The sequence below is a fragment of the Gemmatimonadaceae bacterium genome, from assembly GCA_016720905.1.
GTDB lineage: Bacteria > Gemmatimonadota > Gemmatimonadetes > Gemmatimonadales > Gemmatimonadaceae > Gemmatimonas.
In genome coordinates, this window is sequence record JADKJT010000029.1 from 120,024 (window position 1) to 140,522 (window position 20,499).

Annotated in this window: 21 protein-coding genes and 1 pseudogene; all 22 read right to left on the bottom strand. The window is 64.7% G+C overall.

Annotated features, from left to right (window positions below; genetic code table 11):
• Position 1 precedes the first annotated feature (1 nt).
• The 22 genes and pseudogenes from IPP90_17165 to IPP90_17270 all read right to left on the bottom strand — a co-directional run bounded on the left by IPP90_17165 (position 2) and on the right by IPP90_17270 (position 20,417).
• Positions 2–1,192, bottom strand: a complete 1,191-nt coding sequence (locus tag IPP90_17165) for a CofH family radical SAM protein (protein MBL0172409.1) — start codon at positions 1,190–1,192, stop codon at positions 2–4.
• A gap of 69 nt (positions 1,193–1,261) precedes the next feature.
• Positions 1,262–2,503 (bottom strand): beta-ketoacyl-ACP synthase II, encoded by a 1,242-nt coding sequence (gene fabF, locus IPP90_17170; protein MBL0172410.1) that lies wholly within the window; start codon positions 2,501–2,503, stop codon positions 1,262–1,264.
• On the bottom strand, positions 2,503–2,742 hold the full coding sequence (locus IPP90_17175; GenBank protein ID MBL0172411.1) for an acyl carrier protein: 240 nt from the start codon (positions 2,740–2,742) through the stop codon (positions 2,503–2,505). The genes fabF and IPP90_17175 overlap by 1 nt, the downstream gene beginning before the upstream one ends.
• Before the next feature lie 42 nt (positions 2,743–2,784).
• Entirely contained in the window at positions 2,785–3,555 is a 771-nt protein-coding gene (gene fabG, locus IPP90_17180) for a 3-oxoacyl-[acyl-carrier-protein] reductase (GenBank protein MBL0172412.1), read from the bottom strand.
• Positions 3,548–4,501 carry an ACP S-malonyltransferase gene (fabD, locus tag IPP90_17185; protein MBL0172413.1) on the bottom strand — a complete coding sequence of 318 codons (954 nt, stop codon included), beginning with the start codon at positions 4,499–4,501 and terminating at the stop codon, positions 3,548–3,550. Before fabD ends, fabG begins: the two co-directional genes overlap by 8 nt.
• Before the next feature lie 28 nt (positions 4,502–4,529).
• Positions 4,530–5,522, bottom strand: coding sequence for a ketoacyl-ACP synthase III (locus IPP90_17190; protein ID MBL0172414.1), 993 nt, complete (start codon positions 5,520–5,522; stop codon positions 4,530–4,532).
• Complete coding sequence (gene plsX, locus IPP90_17195; GenBank protein MBL0172415.1) at positions 5,519–6,511, bottom strand: phosphate acyltransferase PlsX; 993 nt, start codon at positions 6,509–6,511, stop codon at positions 5,519–5,521. Before plsX ends, IPP90_17190 begins: the two co-directional genes overlap by 4 nt.
• A gap of 27 nt (positions 6,512–6,538) precedes the next feature.
• The gene (gene rpmF, locus IPP90_17200; protein MBL0172416.1) at positions 6,539–6,721 is read right to left on the bottom strand and encodes a 50S ribosomal protein L32; all 183 of its coding nucleotides are present in this window, start codon (positions 6,719–6,721) and stop codon (positions 6,539–6,541) included.
• Positions 6,722–6,757: 36 nt separating this feature from the next.
• A complete protein-coding gene (locus IPP90_17205) occupies positions 6,758–7,279 on the bottom strand; it encodes a DUF177 domain-containing protein (protein MBL0172417.1) in 522 nt (173 codons plus the stop codon).
• A 114-nt stretch (positions 7,280–7,393) separates the two neighbouring features.
• On the bottom strand, positions 7,394–7,819 hold the full coding sequence (ndk, locus tag IPP90_17210) for a nucleoside-diphosphate kinase (GenBank protein MBL0172418.1): 426 nt from the start codon (positions 7,817–7,819) through the stop codon (positions 7,394–7,396).
• A gap of 70 nt (positions 7,820–7,889) precedes the next feature.
• The gene (gene sucD / locus IPP90_17215) at positions 7,890–8,759 is read right to left on the bottom strand and encodes a succinate--CoA ligase subunit alpha (GenBank protein MBL0172419.1); all 870 of its coding nucleotides are present in this window, start codon (positions 8,757–8,759) and stop codon (positions 7,890–7,892) included.
• Complete coding sequence (sucC, locus tag IPP90_17220; protein MBL0172420.1) at positions 8,756–9,901, bottom strand: ADP-forming succinate--CoA ligase subunit beta; 1,146 nt, start codon at positions 9,899–9,901, stop codon at positions 8,756–8,758. The genes sucD and sucC overlap by 4 nt, the downstream gene beginning before the upstream one ends.
• A 94-nt stretch (positions 9,902–9,995) precedes the next feature.
• Positions 9,996–12,512, bottom strand: coding sequence for a UPF0182 family protein (locus IPP90_17225; protein MBL0172421.1), 2,517 nt, complete (start codon positions 12,510–12,512; stop codon positions 9,996–9,998).
• A 24-nt stretch (positions 12,513–12,536) separates the two neighbouring features.
• Complete coding sequence (locus IPP90_17230; GenBank protein MBL0172422.1) at positions 12,537–13,916, bottom strand: phosphomannomutase/phosphoglucomutase; 1,380 nt, start codon at positions 13,914–13,916, stop codon at positions 12,537–12,539.
• A gap of 23 nt (positions 13,917–13,939) precedes the next feature.
• On the bottom strand, positions 13,940–15,508 hold the full coding sequence (locus IPP90_17235; protein ID MBL0172423.1) for an NADH-quinone oxidoreductase subunit N: 1,569 nt from the start codon (positions 15,506–15,508) through the stop codon (positions 13,940–13,942).
• Positions 15,509–15,511: 3 nt separating this feature from the next.
• Complete coding sequence (locus tag IPP90_17240; protein MBL0172424.1) at positions 15,512–17,086, bottom strand: NADH-quinone oxidoreductase subunit M; 1,575 nt, start codon at positions 17,084–17,086, stop codon at positions 15,512–15,514.
• A 2-nt stretch (positions 17,087–17,088) separates the two neighbouring features.
• Positions 17,089–17,982 carry a hypothetical protein gene (locus IPP90_17245; protein MBL0172425.1) on the bottom strand — a complete coding sequence of 298 codons (894 nt, stop codon included), beginning with the start codon at positions 17,980–17,982 and terminating at the stop codon, positions 17,089–17,091.
• Positions 17,943–18,230, bottom strand: a complete 288-nt coding sequence (locus IPP90_17250) for a hypothetical protein (protein ID MBL0172426.1) — start codon at positions 18,228–18,230, stop codon at positions 17,943–17,945. Before IPP90_17250 ends, IPP90_17245 begins: the two co-directional genes overlap by 40 nt.
• Complete coding sequence (locus IPP90_17255; GenBank protein ID MBL0172427.1) at positions 18,227–19,162, bottom strand: hypothetical protein; 936 nt, start codon at positions 19,160–19,162, stop codon at positions 18,227–18,229. The genes IPP90_17250 and IPP90_17255 overlap by 4 nt, the downstream gene beginning before the upstream one ends.
• Positions 19,163–19,164: 2 nt before the next feature.
• A pseudogene (gene nuoK / locus IPP90_17260) lies at positions 19,165–19,462 on the bottom strand (NADH-quinone oxidoreductase subunit NuoK).
• Entirely contained in the window at positions 19,459–19,965 is a 507-nt protein-coding gene (locus tag IPP90_17265) for an NADH-quinone oxidoreductase subunit J (protein ID MBL0172428.1), read from the bottom strand. Before IPP90_17265 ends, nuoK begins: the two are co-directional and overlap by 4 nt.
• On the bottom strand, positions 19,962–20,417 hold the full coding sequence (locus tag IPP90_17270) for an NADH-quinone oxidoreductase subunit I (protein MBL0172429.1): 456 nt from the start codon (positions 20,415–20,417) through the stop codon (positions 19,962–19,964). Before IPP90_17270 ends, IPP90_17265 begins: the two co-directional genes overlap by 4 nt.
• Positions 20,418–20,499: the final 82 nt, after the last annotated feature.

Genomic DNA, 20,499 nt, shown 5'->3' on the forward strand with positions numbered 1-20,499 from the left:
ATCAACCCGGAGCGAGTGCGAGCACAGCGTCCAACGTTTCAGCGCTGGCTTCGGCATCGAAATCCCGGAGGACGCGATAGAACGAGTCCCGTTCGGCGGGATGCTTGCCCGCGCCGCGAATGAGCGCGAGCAGTTCCGGCAAGGTCATTCCCTGCGGGGTATGCGCGCCCACGGCGTGATAGATCTTCTCGCGCACCACGGTGCCTTCGATGTCATTGACGCCAAAATGCAAGGCGATCTGTGACACGGCCGACGTGACCATGATCCAGTGCGACTTGATGTGGTCGAAATTGTCGAGGAACAGCCGACCGACCGCGAGATTGCGCAGGTCGTCAAAGCCCGTGCTGGCGATCCCTTCTCGCCCCAGTGTCTTCCCGAGCGCGTTGTCATCGGGGTGATAAGCCAACGGGATGTAGGCGAGGAACCCCCCCGTCTCATCCTGCAGCGCCCGCAACGAGGCCAAGTGCTGCACGCGGTCCTCGATCGACTCCACGTGTCCGTACAGCATCGTGCAATTGGAGCGGATACCCAGTCGGTGCGCCGTGCGATGCACATCGAGGTAGTCGGCGCCTCCCAGCTTTTTGTCCGCGATCACGTCGCGCACGGCCGCACTGAAAGTCTCCGCGCCGCCGCCGGGCAGCGTGTCGAGCCCCGCATCACGCAAGGCAATCAACACGTCCTCACGCGTCATCTTCTCGATGCGGGCAATGTGGGCGATCTCCACGGCCGTGAGCGCCTTGATATGCACCTGCGGGTGCCGCTGCTTCAGGGCGCGAAACATCTCGGCGTAATAGGTGAGCCCAGCCTTCATGTCGAGCCCGCCCACAATGTGAAACTCACGCGTGATCGTACCATCGGCGCGGTCGGACTCGGTCAGCACCTGCTCGAGGCTGTACCGGTAGGCGCCGTCCTCCTTGGGCAATCGCGCGTAGCCGCAAAAAGCGCAGGTGGCACGCAGGACGCAGATGTTGGTGGGATTGATGTGCTGATTCGCCGCGAAGGTCACGCGATCCCCGTGGCGCGCGCGATTGGCGGCGTCGGCCATGGCGCCCACGCCGAGCAAGTCGGGTGAACGAAACAGCGTCACGGCGTCGGCGTCGGTCAGCCGCTCGCCGGCGACAAGCTTGTCGCCGATGGGTCCGAGCATCGGATCACGCAGCCGCGACAGGTCGAATGGAACGGGCAGTGGCATCAGGGCGTACCGGGGCAGATGCGCGAGCAATTCGCGCGAACCATCACCGCGATGAACGCCCCGACGGGCCTACTCGTGCCACCGTCGGAGCGCGATCGAAACGTTGTGTCCGCCAAATCCAGAGCTGTTCGACAACGCGACGTCCACGACGCGCTTCCGCGGGGTGTTCGGCGTGTAGTCCAGATCGCACTCGGGATCGGGGGTGTGGTAGTTGATCGTCGGCGGGATCAGGTTGTCCCGAATCGCCAAGGCGCAGATCAGGAACTCCGTTGCGCCTGCCGCGCCGAGCATGTGCCCGGTGGCCGACTTCGTGGAACTGATCGACAACACTTCGGCGTGATCGCCGAAGACTGCCCGGATCCCCCGCGACTCATTGGGATCATTGAGCGGCGTCGAGGTCCCATGGGCGTTGATGTACTGAACGTCCGTGGTGGACAAGCTGGCATCTTTCAGGGCCCCGCGCATGGCGCGCTGAAGGCCCTCATGTGCTTCCGGCTGACCGGTGAGGTGGTACGCATCACCGGTCGCGCGATAGCCGACGACTTCGCCGTAGATACGGGCGCCACGACGACGGGCGTGCTCGAGTTCCTCGAGGATAACCACGCCGGATCCCTCGCCCATGACAAACCCGTCGCGGTCCGCGTCAAATGGGCGCGAGGCCGATGCCGGATCGTCATTGCGCGAGGACAGGGCGCCCATGTTCGCAAATCCACCGATGGACATGGGCGTGACGGCGGCTTCCGAACCGCCCGCGACCATCACGTCAGCATCGCCGTACTGAATGATTCGATACGCGTCGCCAATGGCGTGCGCGCTTGACGCACAGGCCGAGACGGTGGAATAGTTCGGTCCCTTGGCCTGCAGTCGCATGGACACGATGCCCGCCGCAATGTCGCCGATGAACATCGGGATGAAGAACGGGGAAATCTTGCTGGGGCCGAGCGAGCGATAAACGTCGTGCTGGTCTTCGAAGCTGCGGATGCCACCAATCCCGCTGCCAATGATGACCCCCATCGACTCGGGTTCCACGGAACCGGGCGTGATGCCCGCATCGGCAACGGCCTGCAATGAGGCCGCCACGGCATAGTGCGAATACACGTCCGCGCGCTTGGCCTCCTTGCGATCCATGTAGGCCAGCGGATCGAAGCCCTTGACCTCGCAGGCGAACCGTACCGAGTATTTGGATGCGTCAAAGCGCGTGATGTTTGCCGCGCCAGACTTCCCTGCCAGCAACGCCTGCCAGGTCGTCGCCACGTCGTTCCCGACGGGCGTCACCGCGCCAAGCCCTGTGACGACGACCCGCCGACGCATCAGCTGCCGACCTTCGCCTCGAGGTACGCCACGGCGTCACCTACCGTGCGGAGCTTCTCCGCATCCTCGTCGGGGATGTCGATGTTGAACTCCTTCTCGAACTCCATCACGAGCTCCACGATGTCGAGCGAATCGGCACCGAGGTCCTCGATGAAGCTCGCCTCGGGCGTGAGTTTCTCGCGCTCCACTCCGAGCTCCTTTTCGATGATATCCTTGATCTTGGCCGAGTGATCCGACATGGAACGATTCCTCTGGGTTGAGAAGGTAGAGTGGGAACTTAGCTACATCACCAGACCGCCGTCCACCACGAATACCTGCCCGGTGATATACCGGGAAAGGTCCGAGGCCAGAACGGCAACCATGCCCGCAATATCATCGGGCGTCCCCAAGCGTTCGAGGGGGATTCCTGCGCTCATGGCGCTGCGCGCCTCCGGTGGCATCGCGGCCGTCATATCGGTCTCGATGAACCCCGGCGCGACCACATTGGCCAGAATATTCCGCGAGGCCAGCTCCTTGGCGATGGACTTTGTCATCCCGATGAGCCCGGCCTTGCTTGCCGCGTAGTTCGCTTGCCCCTTGTTGCCGATGAGCCCGACCACGCTGGCCACGTTGATGATCCGGCCCCATCGGCGCTTCATCATCCCGCGGCTGGCCGCCCGGCAGGTGGCGAAGGCCCCGCGCAAATTGGCGTTCATCACCGCGTCCCAGTCATCGTCCTTGAGGCGGATGAGGAGGTTGTCACGAGTCAGATTAGCGTTGTTCACCAGGATGTCGAGCTGACCGAAGTCGCGCTCGACCGCTTCGACCAGTGCCGCCGCCTGGGCGCTTTCAGCCACATCAACGGCATATCCCCGAATCTCACGTCCGGAGGCGGCCGCGATCTCCGCGGCGGCGGCTTCGGCGCGCGACTGGTCGCGGCCCGTCACGGCGACACGCGCTCCGGCCGCGGCCAGCGTCTCCGCGATCGCCCGACCGATTCCGCGGGTCGACCCCGTCACCAGGGCGACTCGGCCTGTCAGCTCGACACGTGGCGCGTGCAGCGTATCAGTCATGGGCACCGGCCATCTGAAGGAGTTTTTCGATCTCGGCGACCGTCCCGCAGGTGGCCGTTTTCACTTCGGGGGCAATGCGGCGCGCAAGGCCCGTCAGCACACCGCCTGTCCCGAACTCGACGAAGAGTGCATCCGGATGCATCGCGACCAGTCGTTGCATGACCAGCGTCCACTGAACGGGGGCGGTGAGTTGCTGTACCAGCAGTGTGCGCGCTCGCCCCGCGTCCGTCACCGCTTCGCCGTTGACGTTGGCGACGACGGGCAGTCGCGGCGCGTGCGCGTTTGCGGCCGTCAGTGCCGCCGCCAGACCATCGGCTGCGCCCTGCATGAGCGGTGAATGAAATGCGCCGCTGACCGGGAGCGGCAGGCATCGCTTGGCGCCGGCTTCCTTACTCAGTTCCATGGCCCGATCGACGCCCGCAACTTCCCCGGAAATGACCACCTGTTCGGGGCTGTTGAAATTCGCCGGCACCACCAATCCGCGCTCTTGGGTGGCCTGAGCGCAAATTGACTCGATGGACGCGGTGAGCACGCCCAGTATCGCGGCCATGGCCCCAGGGCGCGCGACACCCTGTTCGAACATCAGCGTACCACGCCGTCGCACGATGCGCGCGACGTCCGCAAGATCGAACATGCCGGCGATGTGGTAGGCGGAAAACTCACCGAGCGAATGACCGGCGGCCGCGCGAACCGAAGGGCCCAGTGTCTCACCCACCACGGCCCACACCGCCGCGCTGTGCGCGAGCAACGCCGGCTGCGCGTTGAGCGTGCGGGTCAGCTCGTCGGCCGGGCCCTCGAAAGCGAGTGTGGAGAGCGCGGCACCGACCGCGTCGTCCACTTCCCGATACGCGTCGCGCGCGGCAGGAAAGGCTTCATAGACATCGTTGCCCATGCCGACGCGCTGCGAGCCCTGCCCTGGAAGGAGCGCTACGATGCTGGAGATCATCTGGCAGTGTACGGTGGCTGGTGTGCGCCTAGAAGCGCACGACCAGCGAGCCCCAGGTGAATCCGGCGCCAAACGCAACGAACAACACGGTCATGCCCTCCTTCACGCGCCCCTGCTCAATGGCATCGTTCAACGCAATGGGAATCGAGGCCGCCGAGGTATTCCCGAATCGATCGACATTCACAAACACGCGATCCATGCCGATGCCGGCGTGCTTGGCCGTCGCCTCGATGATACGGATGTTCGCCTGATGCGGAATCAGCAGATCGATGTCAGCGGCGGTAAGTCGCGCGGCGTCGAGGGCACGGTCTGTTGCCTCCGCCATCGATCGCACGGCATGCTTGAACACTTCGCGACCCGCCATGCGGACGAACTGTCGACGGCCGTCAAACACCTCGGGGGAAAACGGTTCGGCCCCCCCTCCGGCCGGCCGCCACAACAACTCTGCGAGCGCGCCATCCGATCGCATATACGTCGACAAGATGCCTTTTTGCCCGCCACGCGTGCGGCGCAGCACTGCGGCGCCAGCGCCATCGGCAAACAGGATACAGGTATTGCGATCCGTCCAGTCGACGATGGCACTCAGCTTCTCGGCGCCGATGACCAGCACGGTATCCGCGCTGCCGCTGGCGATGAGCGACTCACCCACGATGGCGCCATAGAGGAACCCCGAGCACGCTGCGCCGAGGTCAAACGCGGCGGCGCGCGTGCAGCCAAGCGCCGTCTGCACTTCCACCGCCGTCGCGGGAAGCAGATGGTCCGGGGACGCCGTCCCGAGCACAATCGTATCGATCTCGCCTGGCTGGACACCGGCTTTCGCCATGGCCTGGCGCGCCGCATCGGCGGACAGTGAAGTCAGCGACTCACTGGCGTCGGCGATATGCCGCTGCCGGATGCCGGTACGTTCGATGATCCATGCATCATCCGTTTCGATCCCCATGGCGGCGAGATCGGCGTTGGTGACGATGCGTTTCGGCACCGCGTGACCGGTGCCGGCGATATACGCAAACGGGCGTTTCATGCGACGTCCTCCTGAGCCAACGCCCGTCCGATATCCTCGGTCATACCGGATTCGTACGCGCGCCGCGCCACCAGAATGGCGTTCATCATGGCCCGTGGCGAACTGCGACCATGTGAGATGACCGAGACGCCGCGCACACCCAACAGCGGGGCGCCGCCGTGCTCATCGGCGTCGAGTTCCTTCAACGACTCAAACGCTCGGCGAGGATCGATCCCGGCGATCCGGGAGACTTTCCCGATCAGCATCGGCGCCAGACCCTCGTAGAACTTGAGCAGCACATTCCCGGTGAACCCGTCGCACACGACGACATCGATGGCGCCGCGCTCGCACGTCCCGCGCGCAATGTCGCGTCCTTCGACATTGCCGATGAAGTTGAGGTCCGACTTGGCGAGACGCTGATGGGCGTCCTTCACCGCCACATTGCCCTTCTCGGGTTCTTCGCCGATGGAGAGCAGGCCGATAGCCGGACGATCGCGACCCATCAGGTCGCGCGCATAGACCGCGCCGATTCGGGCGAACTGCACGAGCTCTTCCGCGGAGCAGTCGACGTTGGCGCCGGAATCAAGCACCAGCACGGGCTGCAACGCGGTGGGGAAGATGGTGCCGATGGCGGGACGCGTGAGACCCGTGTGCAGCTTCAGCAGCATCAGCGATGCGGCCATCTGCGCGCCCGTGTTACCGGCGGACACAAACGCCTGGGCCTGTCCGTCCGCGACGCGGCGAATGCCGACGACCATCGAACTGTTGGTCTTGCCGCGCAAGGCCACCGACGGCCGGTCGGTCATTTCGATGACTTCGGGCGCGTCCACGACATGGAGACGGTGCCGGTGCGGCGCGAGTGCCGACAGCTCACCGCTCACCAAGGCGTTCAACTCGGCCTCGATGACCGCTGAGCGGCCGATCAACTCGATGTCATGCTCGGCCGGAAGCTCAGCGAGCGCGTGCAATGAACCCGCGATGGGGGCCCGAGGAGCATAGTCACCCCCCATGGCATCCACGGCGATGCGCGCCAACGCTTACGCTTCCTGCGCGGTGACTCGCTGCTCACCCGCGTAGAATCCGCACTCCGCGCACACGCGATGTGGGCGCTTCATCGTCCCGCATTGCGGGCACGATTGAATGACGATCGCGGGAGCGGTCTTGTGTGTGTTGCGAGCGCGCTTGCGGCGCTTTGAGGTACGACGCTTCGGTACGGCCATGAGTCCCTGACCTGGACGTTCGAGACAGAAAAATCGTCAGGCGTCCGGCGTGCGCGTATCGCGCAGCCCCGCCCAACGAACATCAGGAATCGGCGCACAGGTACATGCGCCGGTGTTGCGGTCGGCGCCGCAAGTGGGACAAATCCCCTTGCAGTCGTCCCGACACAATGCAAACGCGGGAACGGCCAGCAGCCATTCTTCACGCACCGCTGGTCGCATGTCCAATTCCCGTGATCCCGGTGGAATCGGGACGACATCGTCCTCTTCCCCCTCGTCGAGACTGGCTTCCGCGAACAGCAACTGCAAGTCTTCTGAAACCCGCAACTGTACTTCGATCAGGCAGCGCCGACAGGTACTGGCCGCCGCGCCTGCCAGTGTGCCGCTGAAGAAGAATCGACCATGCCCAGCGGCAGAGAGCCGACCCTGCACCTGCACCCCTTCGCCAAGCGGGCGCACATCATCGGCCTCCCACACCGGATCTGACGAGGAGAGCGTCCCATCGACGCTTTCCGCACGGGCCTCCAGACTCCGAATGTCGAAGTACAGCATAGCCGTCAAATGTAGAGCGGCGACCCCCCTGACACAAGGGCCGCCGCCGTCCATCTACCACTGCCAGGAGAGCTCCAAGTGGAGTCCAGACGCAGAGTTAGACCAAGTGGTCGCCGACTCGCTTCAGCCCGTCACCGCCTCGCACTCAGCGAAAAAGAACCCCGCCTCGCGGGAGGCGTTTTCGTCAGAATCCGAGGCATGGATGGCGTTCCGACCCTTCGACTCGGCATACAGCTTTCGCACCGTGCCCGCGGCCGCCTCCGCTGGATCGGTCGCGCCGATCACCGTTCGGAGCGTGGCAACCGCGTCGTCTCGCTCCAGGATGAGCGGCATGCATGGGCCGCTGGTCATGAACTCCACCAGTTCGCCGAAGAACCCGCGATCCCGATGGACGCCGTAGAACTCCCCGGCTTGCGCCGTGGTCAGCTGCATGACCCGGGCAGCCCGAACCTGAAAGCCCTCCTTTTCCAGCAGTGCGACAATAAGACCCGCTTTGCCGGCGCCAAAGGCATCCGGTTTGATAATGGTCAGGGTACGTCGTCCAGCCATGGATAGAATCCTGTTGAGTTGCGAATGATGATGTTCTGCGTACGACGGACGCGAACGGAGGCGGCGCGGGTTACAGTCGGGCCTTGATCAGGTCGACAAAGTCGACTGGACGTTGCGCGACCCCCATGCCTGCGGCCTTGAAGGCATCGATCTTTTCGGCCGCCGTTCCGGCGGACCCCGAGATGATGGCGCCGGCATGACCCATGCGCCGACCTGGTGGCGCCGTCTGCCCGGCGATGAAACCCACCACGGGCTTTGTCATGTGCTCCTTCACGAACATCGCGGCCTCCTGCTCGTCCGTGCCGCCGATCTCGCCCATCATCGCCACCGCTTTCGTCTGCGGATCGGCTTCGAAGGCGGCGAGGCAGTCAATGAAGTTGGTCCCGTTGATCGGATCACCGCCGATACCGACGCAGGAACTCTGGCCGATGCCGGCCTTCGTCAGCTGGTTCACGATCTCGTATGTCAGGGTGCCGGAACGGCTCACGACGCCCACGTTGCCCGCCAGGCAGATGCGGCCCGGAATGATGCCGACCTTGGACTGCCCCGGCGTGATGAGACCGGGGCAATTGGGTCCCAGCAGTCGCGCGCCGTGTTCCTTCACGTACGGGTACACTTTCGTCATGTCGAGGACGGGCACGCCTTCGGTAATGCAGACGATGAGTTTCACCCCGGCGGCGGCGGCTTCCATGATGGCATCGGCGGCGAACATCGGCGGGACGTAGATGACCGACGTATTCGCGCCCGTGGCCTGCACCGCGTCGTAGACCGTGTCGTAGATGGGCACGGTGCCGTCGAACTGCTGCCCGCCCTTTCCTGGCGTCACCCCGGCCACAACCTTGGTGCCGTACTCGATCATCTGCTTGGTGTGGAACGAGCCGTCGCGACCCGTGATGCCCTGCACCAGCAGCTTGGTGGAGTTGTCGATGAAGATGCTCACGCGGCCCCTCCCTTGGTCGCAAGTTCCACGGCGCGCTGCACGGCGGCATCCATGTCGTTCGAAGCGGAGAAACCGTTGTCCTGCAGAATCTTCACCGCGATCTCCTCGTTGGTGCCGGTGAGGCGAATGACGATCGGCACCTTGAGCGGATTGGCTTTCGTGGCCGTGACAATACCATTCGCCACGTCATCGGTGCGCGTGATGCCGCCAAAGATGTTGAACAGGATGCACTTCACGTTCGGATCGCTGGTGATGATGCGCAGCGCATTCACCACTTTCTCCGGATTCGACGAACCGCCGATGTCGAGAAAGTTGGCGGGATCGCCGCCGTAATACTTCACCAGATCCATCGTGGCCATCGCGAGACCCGCGCCGTTGACGACGCAGCCGACGTTACCATCGAGCTTGATGAACGTGAGGTTGGCGTTCCGCGCGTCGACTTCACTGGGGGCTTCCGACGACTCGTCGCGAAGCGCGGCGATCTCCGGGCGGCGATCGAGCTCATTGTCGTCGATGACCATCTTGCCGTCGACGGCAATCAGTTCGCCCTGCGGCGTCATCACGAGCGGGTTGATCTCGGCCAGCGAGCACCCGGCATTCATGAACGCCGTGTACAGCTGCTGCATGATCTTCGCGGCTTGCCGCGCGAGTTTCACGTCCTTGTACAGGAAGAACCCCATGCGCATCGCTTCGAACGGCAGCAGCCCGTACCGCGTGTCCACCGGGTAGTAGAGGATCTTCTCTGGCGTGCTCGCGGCGACTTCTTCGATATCAATGCCGCCCGCGGCGCTCACCATGAAGACCGGCTTCTTGGTCGCGCGGTCCACAATGATCCCGACATAGGCTTCGGATCCGATATCGGCGGCGACGGTGACGAGCACCTTCTCGACCGTCAAGTCCTTGATGGTCATGCCGAGGATCGCCGTGGCTTTTTCGCGGGCGTCCGCCGGCGTCTTGCAGAATTTCACGCCGCCGGCCTTACCACGTCCGCCAGCATGCACTTGTGCCTTCACCATCACGGCCGTTCCAAAGCGTTGCGCGATGGCTTCTGCGGCCTCAGGGGTCGTGGCGATGTCGCCGGGCGGGATCGGCACACCAGCCGCCCGCAACAGCTCTTTCGCCTGATACTCATGTAGGTTCACGCTGTCTCCAAATCGAGGAAATGATACCGTTCAATGCTATCCGGTCACCTGCGGAGGTGCCAACTGCTCGCGATGCACCGGTTCTCACCCCTGGCTACGGCGGTGTTCGGCCCAACACCGTCCCGAGGCTATCGAAGGCCGCTCCAAACCGGGTCCAGTCGCCCCGCCGCATCGCGTCGCGCATGACGTCGTACAGCCGGGCGATACGCGCATCGCGGGCATCACTATCCATAGGCGGCCACACCGTCGGCCCGCGCGGCAGGGCCGGCTCGCCACGCAACCTGGACACCGCTTCCGCCAAGGTCCCGCCCAACACCACCTGATCTCCCACGAGGACCCCCACCCGGGCGATGAACGGCGCGCCCTCGACCCGATTCCACACCAGGGTCTGCACCAGAATCGGCCCGGTTTCCCCAGCCAGCACGTGCACCCGTCCCATCCGGACCCGGGGTTCGCGTCGGCTGCCTTCCGGTACTTCGGCCCGCGCCGTATCGAGCGCCGCGCGCAGGCGATCGGTCTGCTCACTCCACCGGGCGCGAGGCACCGTGGTGGAGTCCCAGTACGTGGCGCGCACGCGTCCCCCTACCGCAGTGATCACGCCGCCCAATTTGTCACCACTATCGAGGAGCGGCACGCTCCACGCCGTGACCGCGTTCTGGACGCCGCTCACCACATGCACGGAGGGTGCGTTGTCCGACAACGTGCTATCCGGCAGGTGGCGTGCGACGGGTCCCTCGAGACGGGATCCGTACCGCGCAAAGGCCCGCGTTTGTGCGATGGCCCCATCACTCGCCGGCGGCAACAGGTCGAGTAGCCCGGCGGGGAGGTCGCTGGCCTTGGTGACCAGTGACGGAATGCGCTCGAGCCAGCTCCGGGCGATCGGGTCCGGTCGATCAATGGGAACGATCCGGACACGCCCCGTCGCCGCGTCCACGAGTACGGTGGCAGCGAATCGAAAGTAACTACGTTCTTCGCCCAGCAGCGTCCAGCGCTGACTGAGCGGAAAGCGATCTGAGCTGCTGTAGAGGCTCAACGCCCAGAGCAAGTCGCCGTCGTACAGGATCGGCTGAACGTCCGACCCCTGCACCAGGACCGGTACAAGACGGGACACCCGTTCGCGTACATCCCGATAGGCGACCAGTCGCGGCGCGGGTCCGGCAATCGTGTCTGCATCGAGCAGCGAGGGGTCGCGCCGGGCCCAGGCTTGCGCGATGCGCATCCCAAGACTGCGGACAGGCGTTCCGAATACGCCGGCTGGATCAGCCACGAGCCGGTGGCCGTGGAGACCGGGCGCGGAAATCGGTTCGCGATCGGACGGGCGCTCCTCACCGCGCGAACTGATGGCGATATCCAGCACGCTGTCGCGCAGCGACGGCTGGGTGACGTCCGCCACGGCGATACTCCATTCATCCGTGCCGGTGGTTGGACGACGCACCAGCAACGCCGCCAGGCGGCCCGTCGCGGTGCGCGTCCAGCCGACGGCACCGGCATCGAGCGTGTTGCTTCCCCGGTCGGTTGTGCGCCGACGCGCACCGTCGGGATCCCACAAACTCACTTGCGCGGCCAACTCGCTCAACGCGAGGCGTGTATTCGCCGTCGGTCGCACAGGGCCGGATCTCTCGGGCGAGGCATTGAGGATCCGATCCACGTCGTAGGCCCGTCGACTGACCAGCGTCCGGGTGGCCACATACGGCAGGTCGCGTCGCGCGAGGTCGCCAACCACTGCGCTACGGGCCAGCGCGCTGGGCAGCACCTGCCGCCCGCCGATCGATGCGAGCAGCACGATCGACAGCGTGATGAACGCCAATCGCATCTGACCGATCCAACCGGCGCGCAACACGATGGCCGCCGCGATGCCGCAAACCACAACCAGCACGCGATCCACCTGCAGCGTCACGACGTGGTCGATGCGCAGGAAAAGTCCGTCCGGTCCGCTGCCGCGCTGCAACAGATCGAAGCCGTCCAGACGATAGCTCCAGGCCAGCAGCAACAGCACGAGGGCGCCCAGCACGCTCAGATGTCGGCGCACGTGCGTCGAGGCGAGGACGCGCCGCCCGTCCAGCCGCAAGCTCCGTGTCAGCGTGTACAGGAGCAGGACAATGAGGACGATCGAGACGACTGCGGCCAACGCCCACAGATAGGCGGTCTCTTCCAGCGGCAGCGCATACACGTAGAACCCGAGATCCCGATCGAGGATGCCCTCAATTTCGTTGAAGGGCACTCCGTGCCGGGCCATCGCCACCGTGGTCCAATCACTCAACGGGAGGGCCAGCGCCAATCCGACGACGGCGGCCATGACGATGGTGATAGACAGCAGTCGTCGCGGAGGCAGCATGGCCGTCATCTCGATGTTCGCGACGCGCGACGGTACGGCCACCGCCAGAATCGTCAGGCGCACGGCGTGCAGATTGGCAAACGCAAACAGGCTGCCCGCCAACCACGCCACCCCCTGGAGCGCGAGCGTATCGGTGACCCGCTCCCAGAAGACGCCTGGGACACCCATCGCCGTATACCACGCATGGTCAACCACCAGCGCGGTGAGCGCGCGCCCCCCAAGGAGGAGCACGGCGAGCACGGCGATGGAGAGGACCAGCAGGCTCCTCAGACGCATATCAGGGCGTCACCCGCGTTCCCATCAGAGTCGGACGCCTTGCGTGTGAAGCCAGCGTTCCATCTCGCCACGGATAGCGGCCAGGCGCTCGGCGGTCCGTGCTTCGAACCGCGCGACAATCACCGGCTGTGTATTGGACGCGCGCAGGAGTCCCCAGCCGTCACCAAACAGCACGCGCACGCCGTCAACCTCGATCACCTCATGCGTGGCCCTGAAGTGCGCGGCGGCGCGCTCGACGATCGCAAACTTCTGTGTTTCATCGGTGTCGATGCGCAACTCCGGGGTGGAGACGAACGGCGGTACATCGGCCAGCAACTGGTCAATGCGCAGTCCGGAGTCCGCAATGATGCGCAGCAGGCGCGCGGCGGCATACAGCGCGTCGTCGTGGCCATAGAATCCCTCCGTAAAGAACATGTGCCCGGACATCTCTCCGGCAATTGGCGCATGCATCTCCTTCATCTTGTCCTTGATGAGTGAATGCCCTGTCTTCCACATCACGGCCACGCCACCGGCCTGCTCGATGCCGTGCGTGAGTGCCTGCGAGCATTTCACGTCAAAGATGATCGGTTGACCCTCCCCCGTTCGTGCCAGCACATCGCGCGCATACAAAATCAACACGTGATCGCCCCAGATGATTCGCCCATCACGATCGACGACCCCGATGCGGTCCGCGTCGCCGTCAAAGGCGACGCCAATCTCCGCGTCATTGGCGCGCACCGCGGTGATGCAATCGGCGAGGTTCTCCGGGACCGTGGGATCGGGATGATGGTTCGGGAACGTGCCGTCGCTGTCCGTGAAGAGCCCGACCCCGTCCACATCGAGGGCTTGCATGAGTTGCGGTGCCACCAACGCGCCGGCGCCATTCCCGCAGTCATAGACCACTTTGAGTCTCGTGCCATCGGCTCGATGGATCGGCCCGATGCGCGCCGCGATGTCGGCGACGTACCGATCGATGACCGCGACTGGCGTAACGCCTCCATGACCCGAGGGAAACTGGCCGGCGATGATCAGGGCATAGAGCGCCTGGATCTCGGCGCCATGCAGCGAACCCGTGCCAACACACATCTTGAACCCGTTGTACTCGGGCGGATTGTGTGAACCGGTGATCTGAATGCCGCCCACGACGGGTTCGTGATGGAGCGACCAGTACAGCAGCGGAGTCGGCACGACGCCGATGTCGATGACATCCACGCCGCATTCGGTCAGCCCCCGCACCAACGCGTCGCGCAACGCGTCCCCGCTGGGCCGATTGTCGCGTCCGACCGCGACCGCGCCGCGAATTCCCTTGCTTTCGAGGTATGCGGCATATCCGCGTCCGAGACCGTACGCCACTTCGGTCGTGAGATCCTGTCCGACGATGCCGCGGACATCGTATTGCCGAAAGATGGTCTGACTGATAGCCATGCGCGTGCGGGAAGAAAGGGGTGTCAGCGAGCGAGCGTCGCGGTGGTCAGCGGTACCGCGGGAGATCTAACCGAATCGGGGCGCGGCGGCTGGACCGTGTGGGACGGAATGGCACGCCGAGCGAGACGGGCCATCGGTGTTGGATACACCCCAAGCACGAGGAGGGCCACGGCGGACCCGGCGATCAGGACGCCGACGAGTGGTGCGCCGGACGGTACAGCCTGCCCGTCCGGTCGGCGACGCATGAACATGGCGGCGATCACGGCGAGATAGTACGCCGCCGCCACCGCGCTGCTGAGCGCCAATACGACCGCCAGCACGGTCTGTGGCATCGATGCCTGCAGCGCCGATTGCAGCAGATACCACTTGGCAAAGAATCCCATGCCGCCCGCCAGCGGCATCCCGAGAAACGCCAGCAGAAACACCGCCATGGCAATGGCCAGTCCCGGTCGCACGAGCCAGAGGCCAGCGAGATCCTCGATCGTCGGGGAGCGATCGCGTCCACCGTTCACGGTGATGAGCACTCCGAATGCGCCCATGGTGGCCAACGTATAGGACACCGCATAGAAGACAAGTGCCGCCGTGCCGGTGTTCGAACTGACGACAATGGCGACCAACAGATATCCCGCATGGGCGATGCTCGAGTACGCCAGCAGTCGGACGAGATTGCGCTGCGAAAGCGCGAGCATGTTGCCGACGATCATGGTCAGGACCGAAAGCCACCAGAGCACCGGATGCCAGGCCGCCACGGCGCCGGGCAGTGCTTCCGTCATCACGCGCGCGAACGCGGCGAACGCGGCCGTCTTCACCACCGCCGACATGAATGCGGTCACCGGCAACGGGGCGCCGTCGTAGACGTCGGGCGTCCAGAAATGGAACGGCGCCAACGCCAGCTTGAACGCGAAGCCGGCCAGCAACAGGCCGAGTCCCACGCGCAACATGGGCGACAATGCTGCGTGAGCCATCACCCAGGTGTTGATATCCACCAGGCGCGTACTGCCCGTGGCGCCGAACACCAGCGCCATCCCGTAGAGGAGAAATCCCGTCGAAAATGCCCCCAGCAGGAAATACTTGATCGCGGCCTCGGCACCTCGGGCGCTTCGGCGATTCACACCGGCGAGGACGTAGACAGCCAACGACATCAGTTCGATGCCAAGAAAGATGAACATCAAGTCGCGCGCCGCCGCCAGCACCATCATGCCGGCCGCTCCCAGCACCATGAGGATCGGCGTTTCGGGGCTGAATGCCCCGCTGCGCTCGTGATCACCCTCAAGCAATGTGAGCGACAGGCCGGTGCCGGCGAGGATGATGAGATCGATCGCCCAGCGGAAGCCGTCACCGGCGATGCGCAGATCGGGGGTACCTGGCGCGGCGTCGCCCCACATGATGATCACGACCACGCTGACGACGACACACAGGAGGGTCGAGAAGCGCGCAATCACGCCCGTGCGCTCCGCGCCCTCGGCGCTGCCGCGTTCATTGCCCTGCGGTCGCCAGACGGTGGCCAGCAACAGCACCATGGCCCCGGCGATCATGAGCAGCTCCGGTGCCAGCGCCTGCAGCAGTGAGCCGGGATTGACGAGCGCGTCCATGGTTCAGCGGGTGATGGAGACGGACGCCGGCGCGGCCGGGGCATTGAGCCCGAAGTGCGCCGATTCGATCACCGCGCGCGCAGCCGGTTCGATCCGTCGCAGCACCGGCGACGGGGCGATGCCCATCCATACGATGCCGATCGCCAAGACGGTCAGCACCGAGACTTCGCCACGACTCAGGTCTCCGAAGGATTGGTTCGCGGCTGTGTCAAGCCGATCAAAGAGCACGGCCTGCAACGCGCGCAGACCATAGATGGCCGCGAACACGACCCCGGACGTGGCCATCAGCGCCAGCACCGGCAGGTTGCCGTACACGCCCAGCAACACGAGGAATTCGCCGACAAACCCATTGGTTCCCGGAAGCCCGATCGTCGACAGCATGGCCAGCGTGAAGAAGACGCTGAAGGCCGGTGCCACACTCGCCACGCCGCCACATGCGCTCATGCTCGTGGTGCCGCGGCGATCCTGCAGCATGCCCGCCATGAGGAACAGCGCACTCGTGGTGATGCCATGGTTGATCATGATCAGGATGGCCCCCTGCATACTCTGCGGCGTGAGGGCGAAAACACCGAGCATGATGAATCCGAGATGGCTGATCGAACTGTACGACACCAATCGTTTCACGTCGCGTTGCGACAGGGCGACCAGGGCGCCGTACACGATCGCCACGACCGACAGTACGAGGATCGTGCCACGTACCGTGGGGTGCAGCGCCGCCGCCGGAAACAATGGGATCGCAAAGCGCAGCATGGCGTACACGCCGACTTTCAGGCCCAACGTCACCGCCGCAAAGGTTGGTGCACTGCCCTGCGCGTCCGGCAACCAGGTATGGAACGGCACGAGGGCCGACTTGACGGCGAACGCCAAAAAGAACGCGCCGAACATCAGGAGTTGATGGCGCTCGTCCAGCGGAATCGATCGGAGGAAATCCAGATGGAACGACGTGCCGCCACCGGCGTTCCACAACGCCATGATCGCCACCAGCATCAGCAGTGAACCGACCAGCGTGAACAGGACGTACCGCAGGCTGGCGCGAACGGCGGCGCCGGTGCCCCAGATGCCGATAAGAAAGTACGTGGGGATCAACATGAGTTCCCACGCCAGATAGAACAGCAGGAGGTCCAGCGAGACGAGCACGCCGACCAACCCGGCCGTCAACAGCAGAACCAATGCCCCGAATGCCGGCGTGCGGACGCGCACGTTGTTCCACGATCCGAGCAGTGTCAGCGGCAGGAGCACGACGGTGAGGACGACCATGGGCAGCGACAGCCCGTCGACGCCCACACTGAAGCTGGCCCCCAGATCGGTCAGCCAAGGAAGATCGATGCGACTCTGCCAGCCGGTCACAGCGGGATCATACGCCATCCACAGCGCCAGTCCGAGGATGGCCTCGATCACCAGCGCACCAAGGGTCAACCATCGCGCATCGACGCCATCGTTCGGCACACTCCCCTCGACCTCTTCCCGTGACACGTCGCGCCCGGCAATACGCACCAGGAGCGCCGCCGCCAGCGGCCACAGCACAAGCGCCGGCAGCAACCACGATTCGCCGGACACCAGGGGAAGGGATTCGCGCATCGTCATTGCCACGCGAGGGCCGCGAGCACAGCGACCGCGCCGATGACGATCATCCATGCGACCTTGCCGACGTCGCCGTCCTGCATTCGGGCGCCGACCCGTGCGGCCGTTCGCGCCAATATCGTGCCACCGCCGGAGAAGGCGCGATCGACGCCGGCCTCGACGCCGCGAGTCAGCAGGCTGCGGGCGATCACATTGAAGGGGCGAACCAGCAGCGCATCGATGCCCGCGTCCACGCCGTAGGCCTGCTCCAAAGCCAGGGCCACGCCCGCAGAAGGGACGGCGCGCGCCTTGTCGCTGACAGCGCCTCGGTAGCGAACCAGCATGAACGCCAGCCCGATACCGATAGCGGCGACCGACACCGCCACGCCCAGCAGCAATTGCTCGCTCTCGTGTGACACTGTTGGCATGCCGGCGAGGCGCGCGGCACTCGCGCCGGTGACAGGCAAGAGCCAGCGCTCAAGCAACCCGACTGGACCCAGCGGCAACAGGCCGGGCAGGTTGATCCAACCGCCGACCATCGTCAGCAATGCCAGCACGATGACGGGGCCCGTCATCATGCCGGGTGCCGCTTTCAGCGACCGTTGTGAAGCCTCACCGCTCCGATTGGCTCCAGCAAAGGTCAGCAGCATGAGGCGCGTCATGTAGAGGGCGGTCAGCAATGCCGTGAGCAGCCCCAAACCGTAGACAACAAGCAGCACGGTCGTGCCAGAAATCCCCAGCAGTGACGCACTGGCCAAGGGCGAACCGTGGGCGCGGGTGAAGACCGAAGACAGGATCTCATCCTTCGAGAAGAATCCGGCGAACGGCGGGACACCTGCGATCGCCAGCCACGCAATCCCCATCATCGACGCGGTCAGCGGGAGGTAGCGCCGCAAACCTCCCATGTTGCGCATATCCTGTGCATCCTCCTGCCGGTGGCCGCGTGGAACGCCGCGTGCAGCGAGTGAATGACTGACCCGGCGCCAAGGAACAAGAGCGCCTTGAAGAACGCGTGCGTGACGAGGTGGAAGATGCCGGCGGTATAGGCGCCACTCCCGACGGCCATGAACATGAATCCCAGTTGCGAGACCGTGGAATAGGCCAGCACCTTCTTGATGTCCCACTGTCGCAGCGCAATGGTTGCGGCGAACAGGGCGGTCAACCCACCGATGGTTGTGACCAACAGGGACGCCGACGGCGCGCCCGCAAATATCGGGCTCGCGCGCGCCACCAGATACACACCGCGGTGACCATGGTCGCGGCATGAATCAGGGCAGAGACCGGCGTCGGGCCGGCCATCGCATCCGGGAGCCACACATACAGCGGCAGTTGCGCGCTCTTGCCGACGCAGCCAAGAAAGAGGAAAAGCGCAATGGCGAGCACGGCTGGCGAGCCGCCCATCAATGACAGCGCCGCATGCGCCCCGACAAAATCCAATCGCTGCACGGTATTCCACATCAGGAACATCGCCACCAGAAACCCAAAGTCCCCGATGCGATTCACGACAAACGCCTTGGTGCCGGCCGCCACGTTGGCGCGATCGCTGAACCAGAATCCAATGAGGAGATACGAGCAGAGCCCGACGCCTTCCCAGCCTACAAACATCACCGGATAGCTCGCGCCCAGCACGAGCGTCAGCATGCACGCCACAAACAGATTCAGATAGGCGAAGTACCGCGCATATCCGGGATCGTCCTGCATGTAGGCCAGCGAAAAGAAGTGAATCAGCGTGCCAACGCCGGTGATGACCAGGGCCATCACCATCGAAAGCTGATCAATCTGCAAGCCCACTCGATGACCAGCGCTCCGGCCGGGATCCACTGTCCGTAACTGCGGATGAAGGGATCGGTCAACGCGGCGACGTGGGTCATCGATACGAACATGGCGGCCGCCAACGCAAAGGCGAGCACCATGACCCCCGGCGCCACCACCGAGGCGCACGATGCCCGGGCCGTCGACCGGCATGATCGCCACCGCGCCATTGATGAGCGCACCAAGGAGCGGCAGAGAGGCAACAACCAGGCTCAGTCCCGCGACCGTCCCATCCAACGGATGCCGCGCCGGGGCGCCCGCCTGCAGCAGGCGTTGAGGCATCGTCATCCGTCCCGGAGCAGCCGGAGTGCCGAAAGCCCCACGGTCCCAAAGTGACGGAAGACCGAGATCACGATCGCCAGCCCGACCGCCGCCTCGGCGGCGGCCACCGTCATCACCATTACCACGAAGACCTGGCCCGCCACCCCGTGCACCTTGGCGAGCGCGACGAACGTCAGGTTGACGGCGTTGAGCATCAGCTCAATGCACATGAACAGGATGAGGGCATTCCGTCGAGTGAGGACGCCGAACACGCCGATCACAAAACAGTATGGCCGAGACGACCAGGGCTTCGGCGATCATGCGCGGACTCGCTTCTTGGCCAGCAGCACGGCGCCGATGACGGCGACGAGCAGCACGACACTGGTCAGCTCAAATGCCACGAGGTAGTCGGTAAACAACGAGACGGCGACCGGCATCACCGCGTTGGTCGTCTCTGGCGCGAGCGCGACGCGGGCGATCGGCGCGCGCAGCACGACCAGCAGGTTCGCGAGCAGGGCAAGCGCGACCACGCCGGCCCCACTCCGCACGCCGAGACGCCGCACGTCGGTCACGGGACTCTCGCTGAGGTTGAGCAGCATGACGACAAAGACGAACACCACCATGATGGCACCCGCATAGACCAGGACCTGGATGACGCCGACGAACGGCGCATCCAGCATGACATAGAGGCCGCTCAACGCAAACATCACGTTCATCAGCCACAGCGCGGCCGGCACGGGCTTGCGACGGGTCACAAACAACAGCGCCGAGCCGATCGCCAACAACGCGAAGAGGTAGAACTGAAACGCGTAGAAGCCGCTCATTCTCCCCTCGGGTCCGACGGATCCCACAGTTCGCTCACCGGGTGCGTCTGCGCCATGAGCCGCTCCAGATCGTACACGAAGCCCGCGCGATCGAACTCGGCGTTCTCGTAGTGTCGTCCAAGATGAATGGCCTCTTCCGGGCACACCTCCTGGCAGTAGCCGCAGAAGATGCACCGGAACTCATCGATCTCGAACACAAGCGGATACCGATTGCCCTGCTCGTCCTCGCCCGGCACCAGCTTGATGCAATTGGCCGGACACACCGACGGACACAGGCCGCACGCAACGCACTTCGCCTTCCCGGTCTCCGTCGTCAGCATGCGGTGCGTGCCACGCCAACGCGGCGACAGGTCCCACTTCGTCTCGGGATACTGCATCGTGACCTTGTGCGGATCGACGAGATGCTTGAGCGTCACCGCCATCCCCTTGAGGGTTGCGCGCACATAACTCACTCGCTCCAGCGGGCGATGCAGGACTTTCACTCCGATGGCCATCAGTCGGGCGTCTCCACCGGGCGCGTTGCGAGGCTGCCAG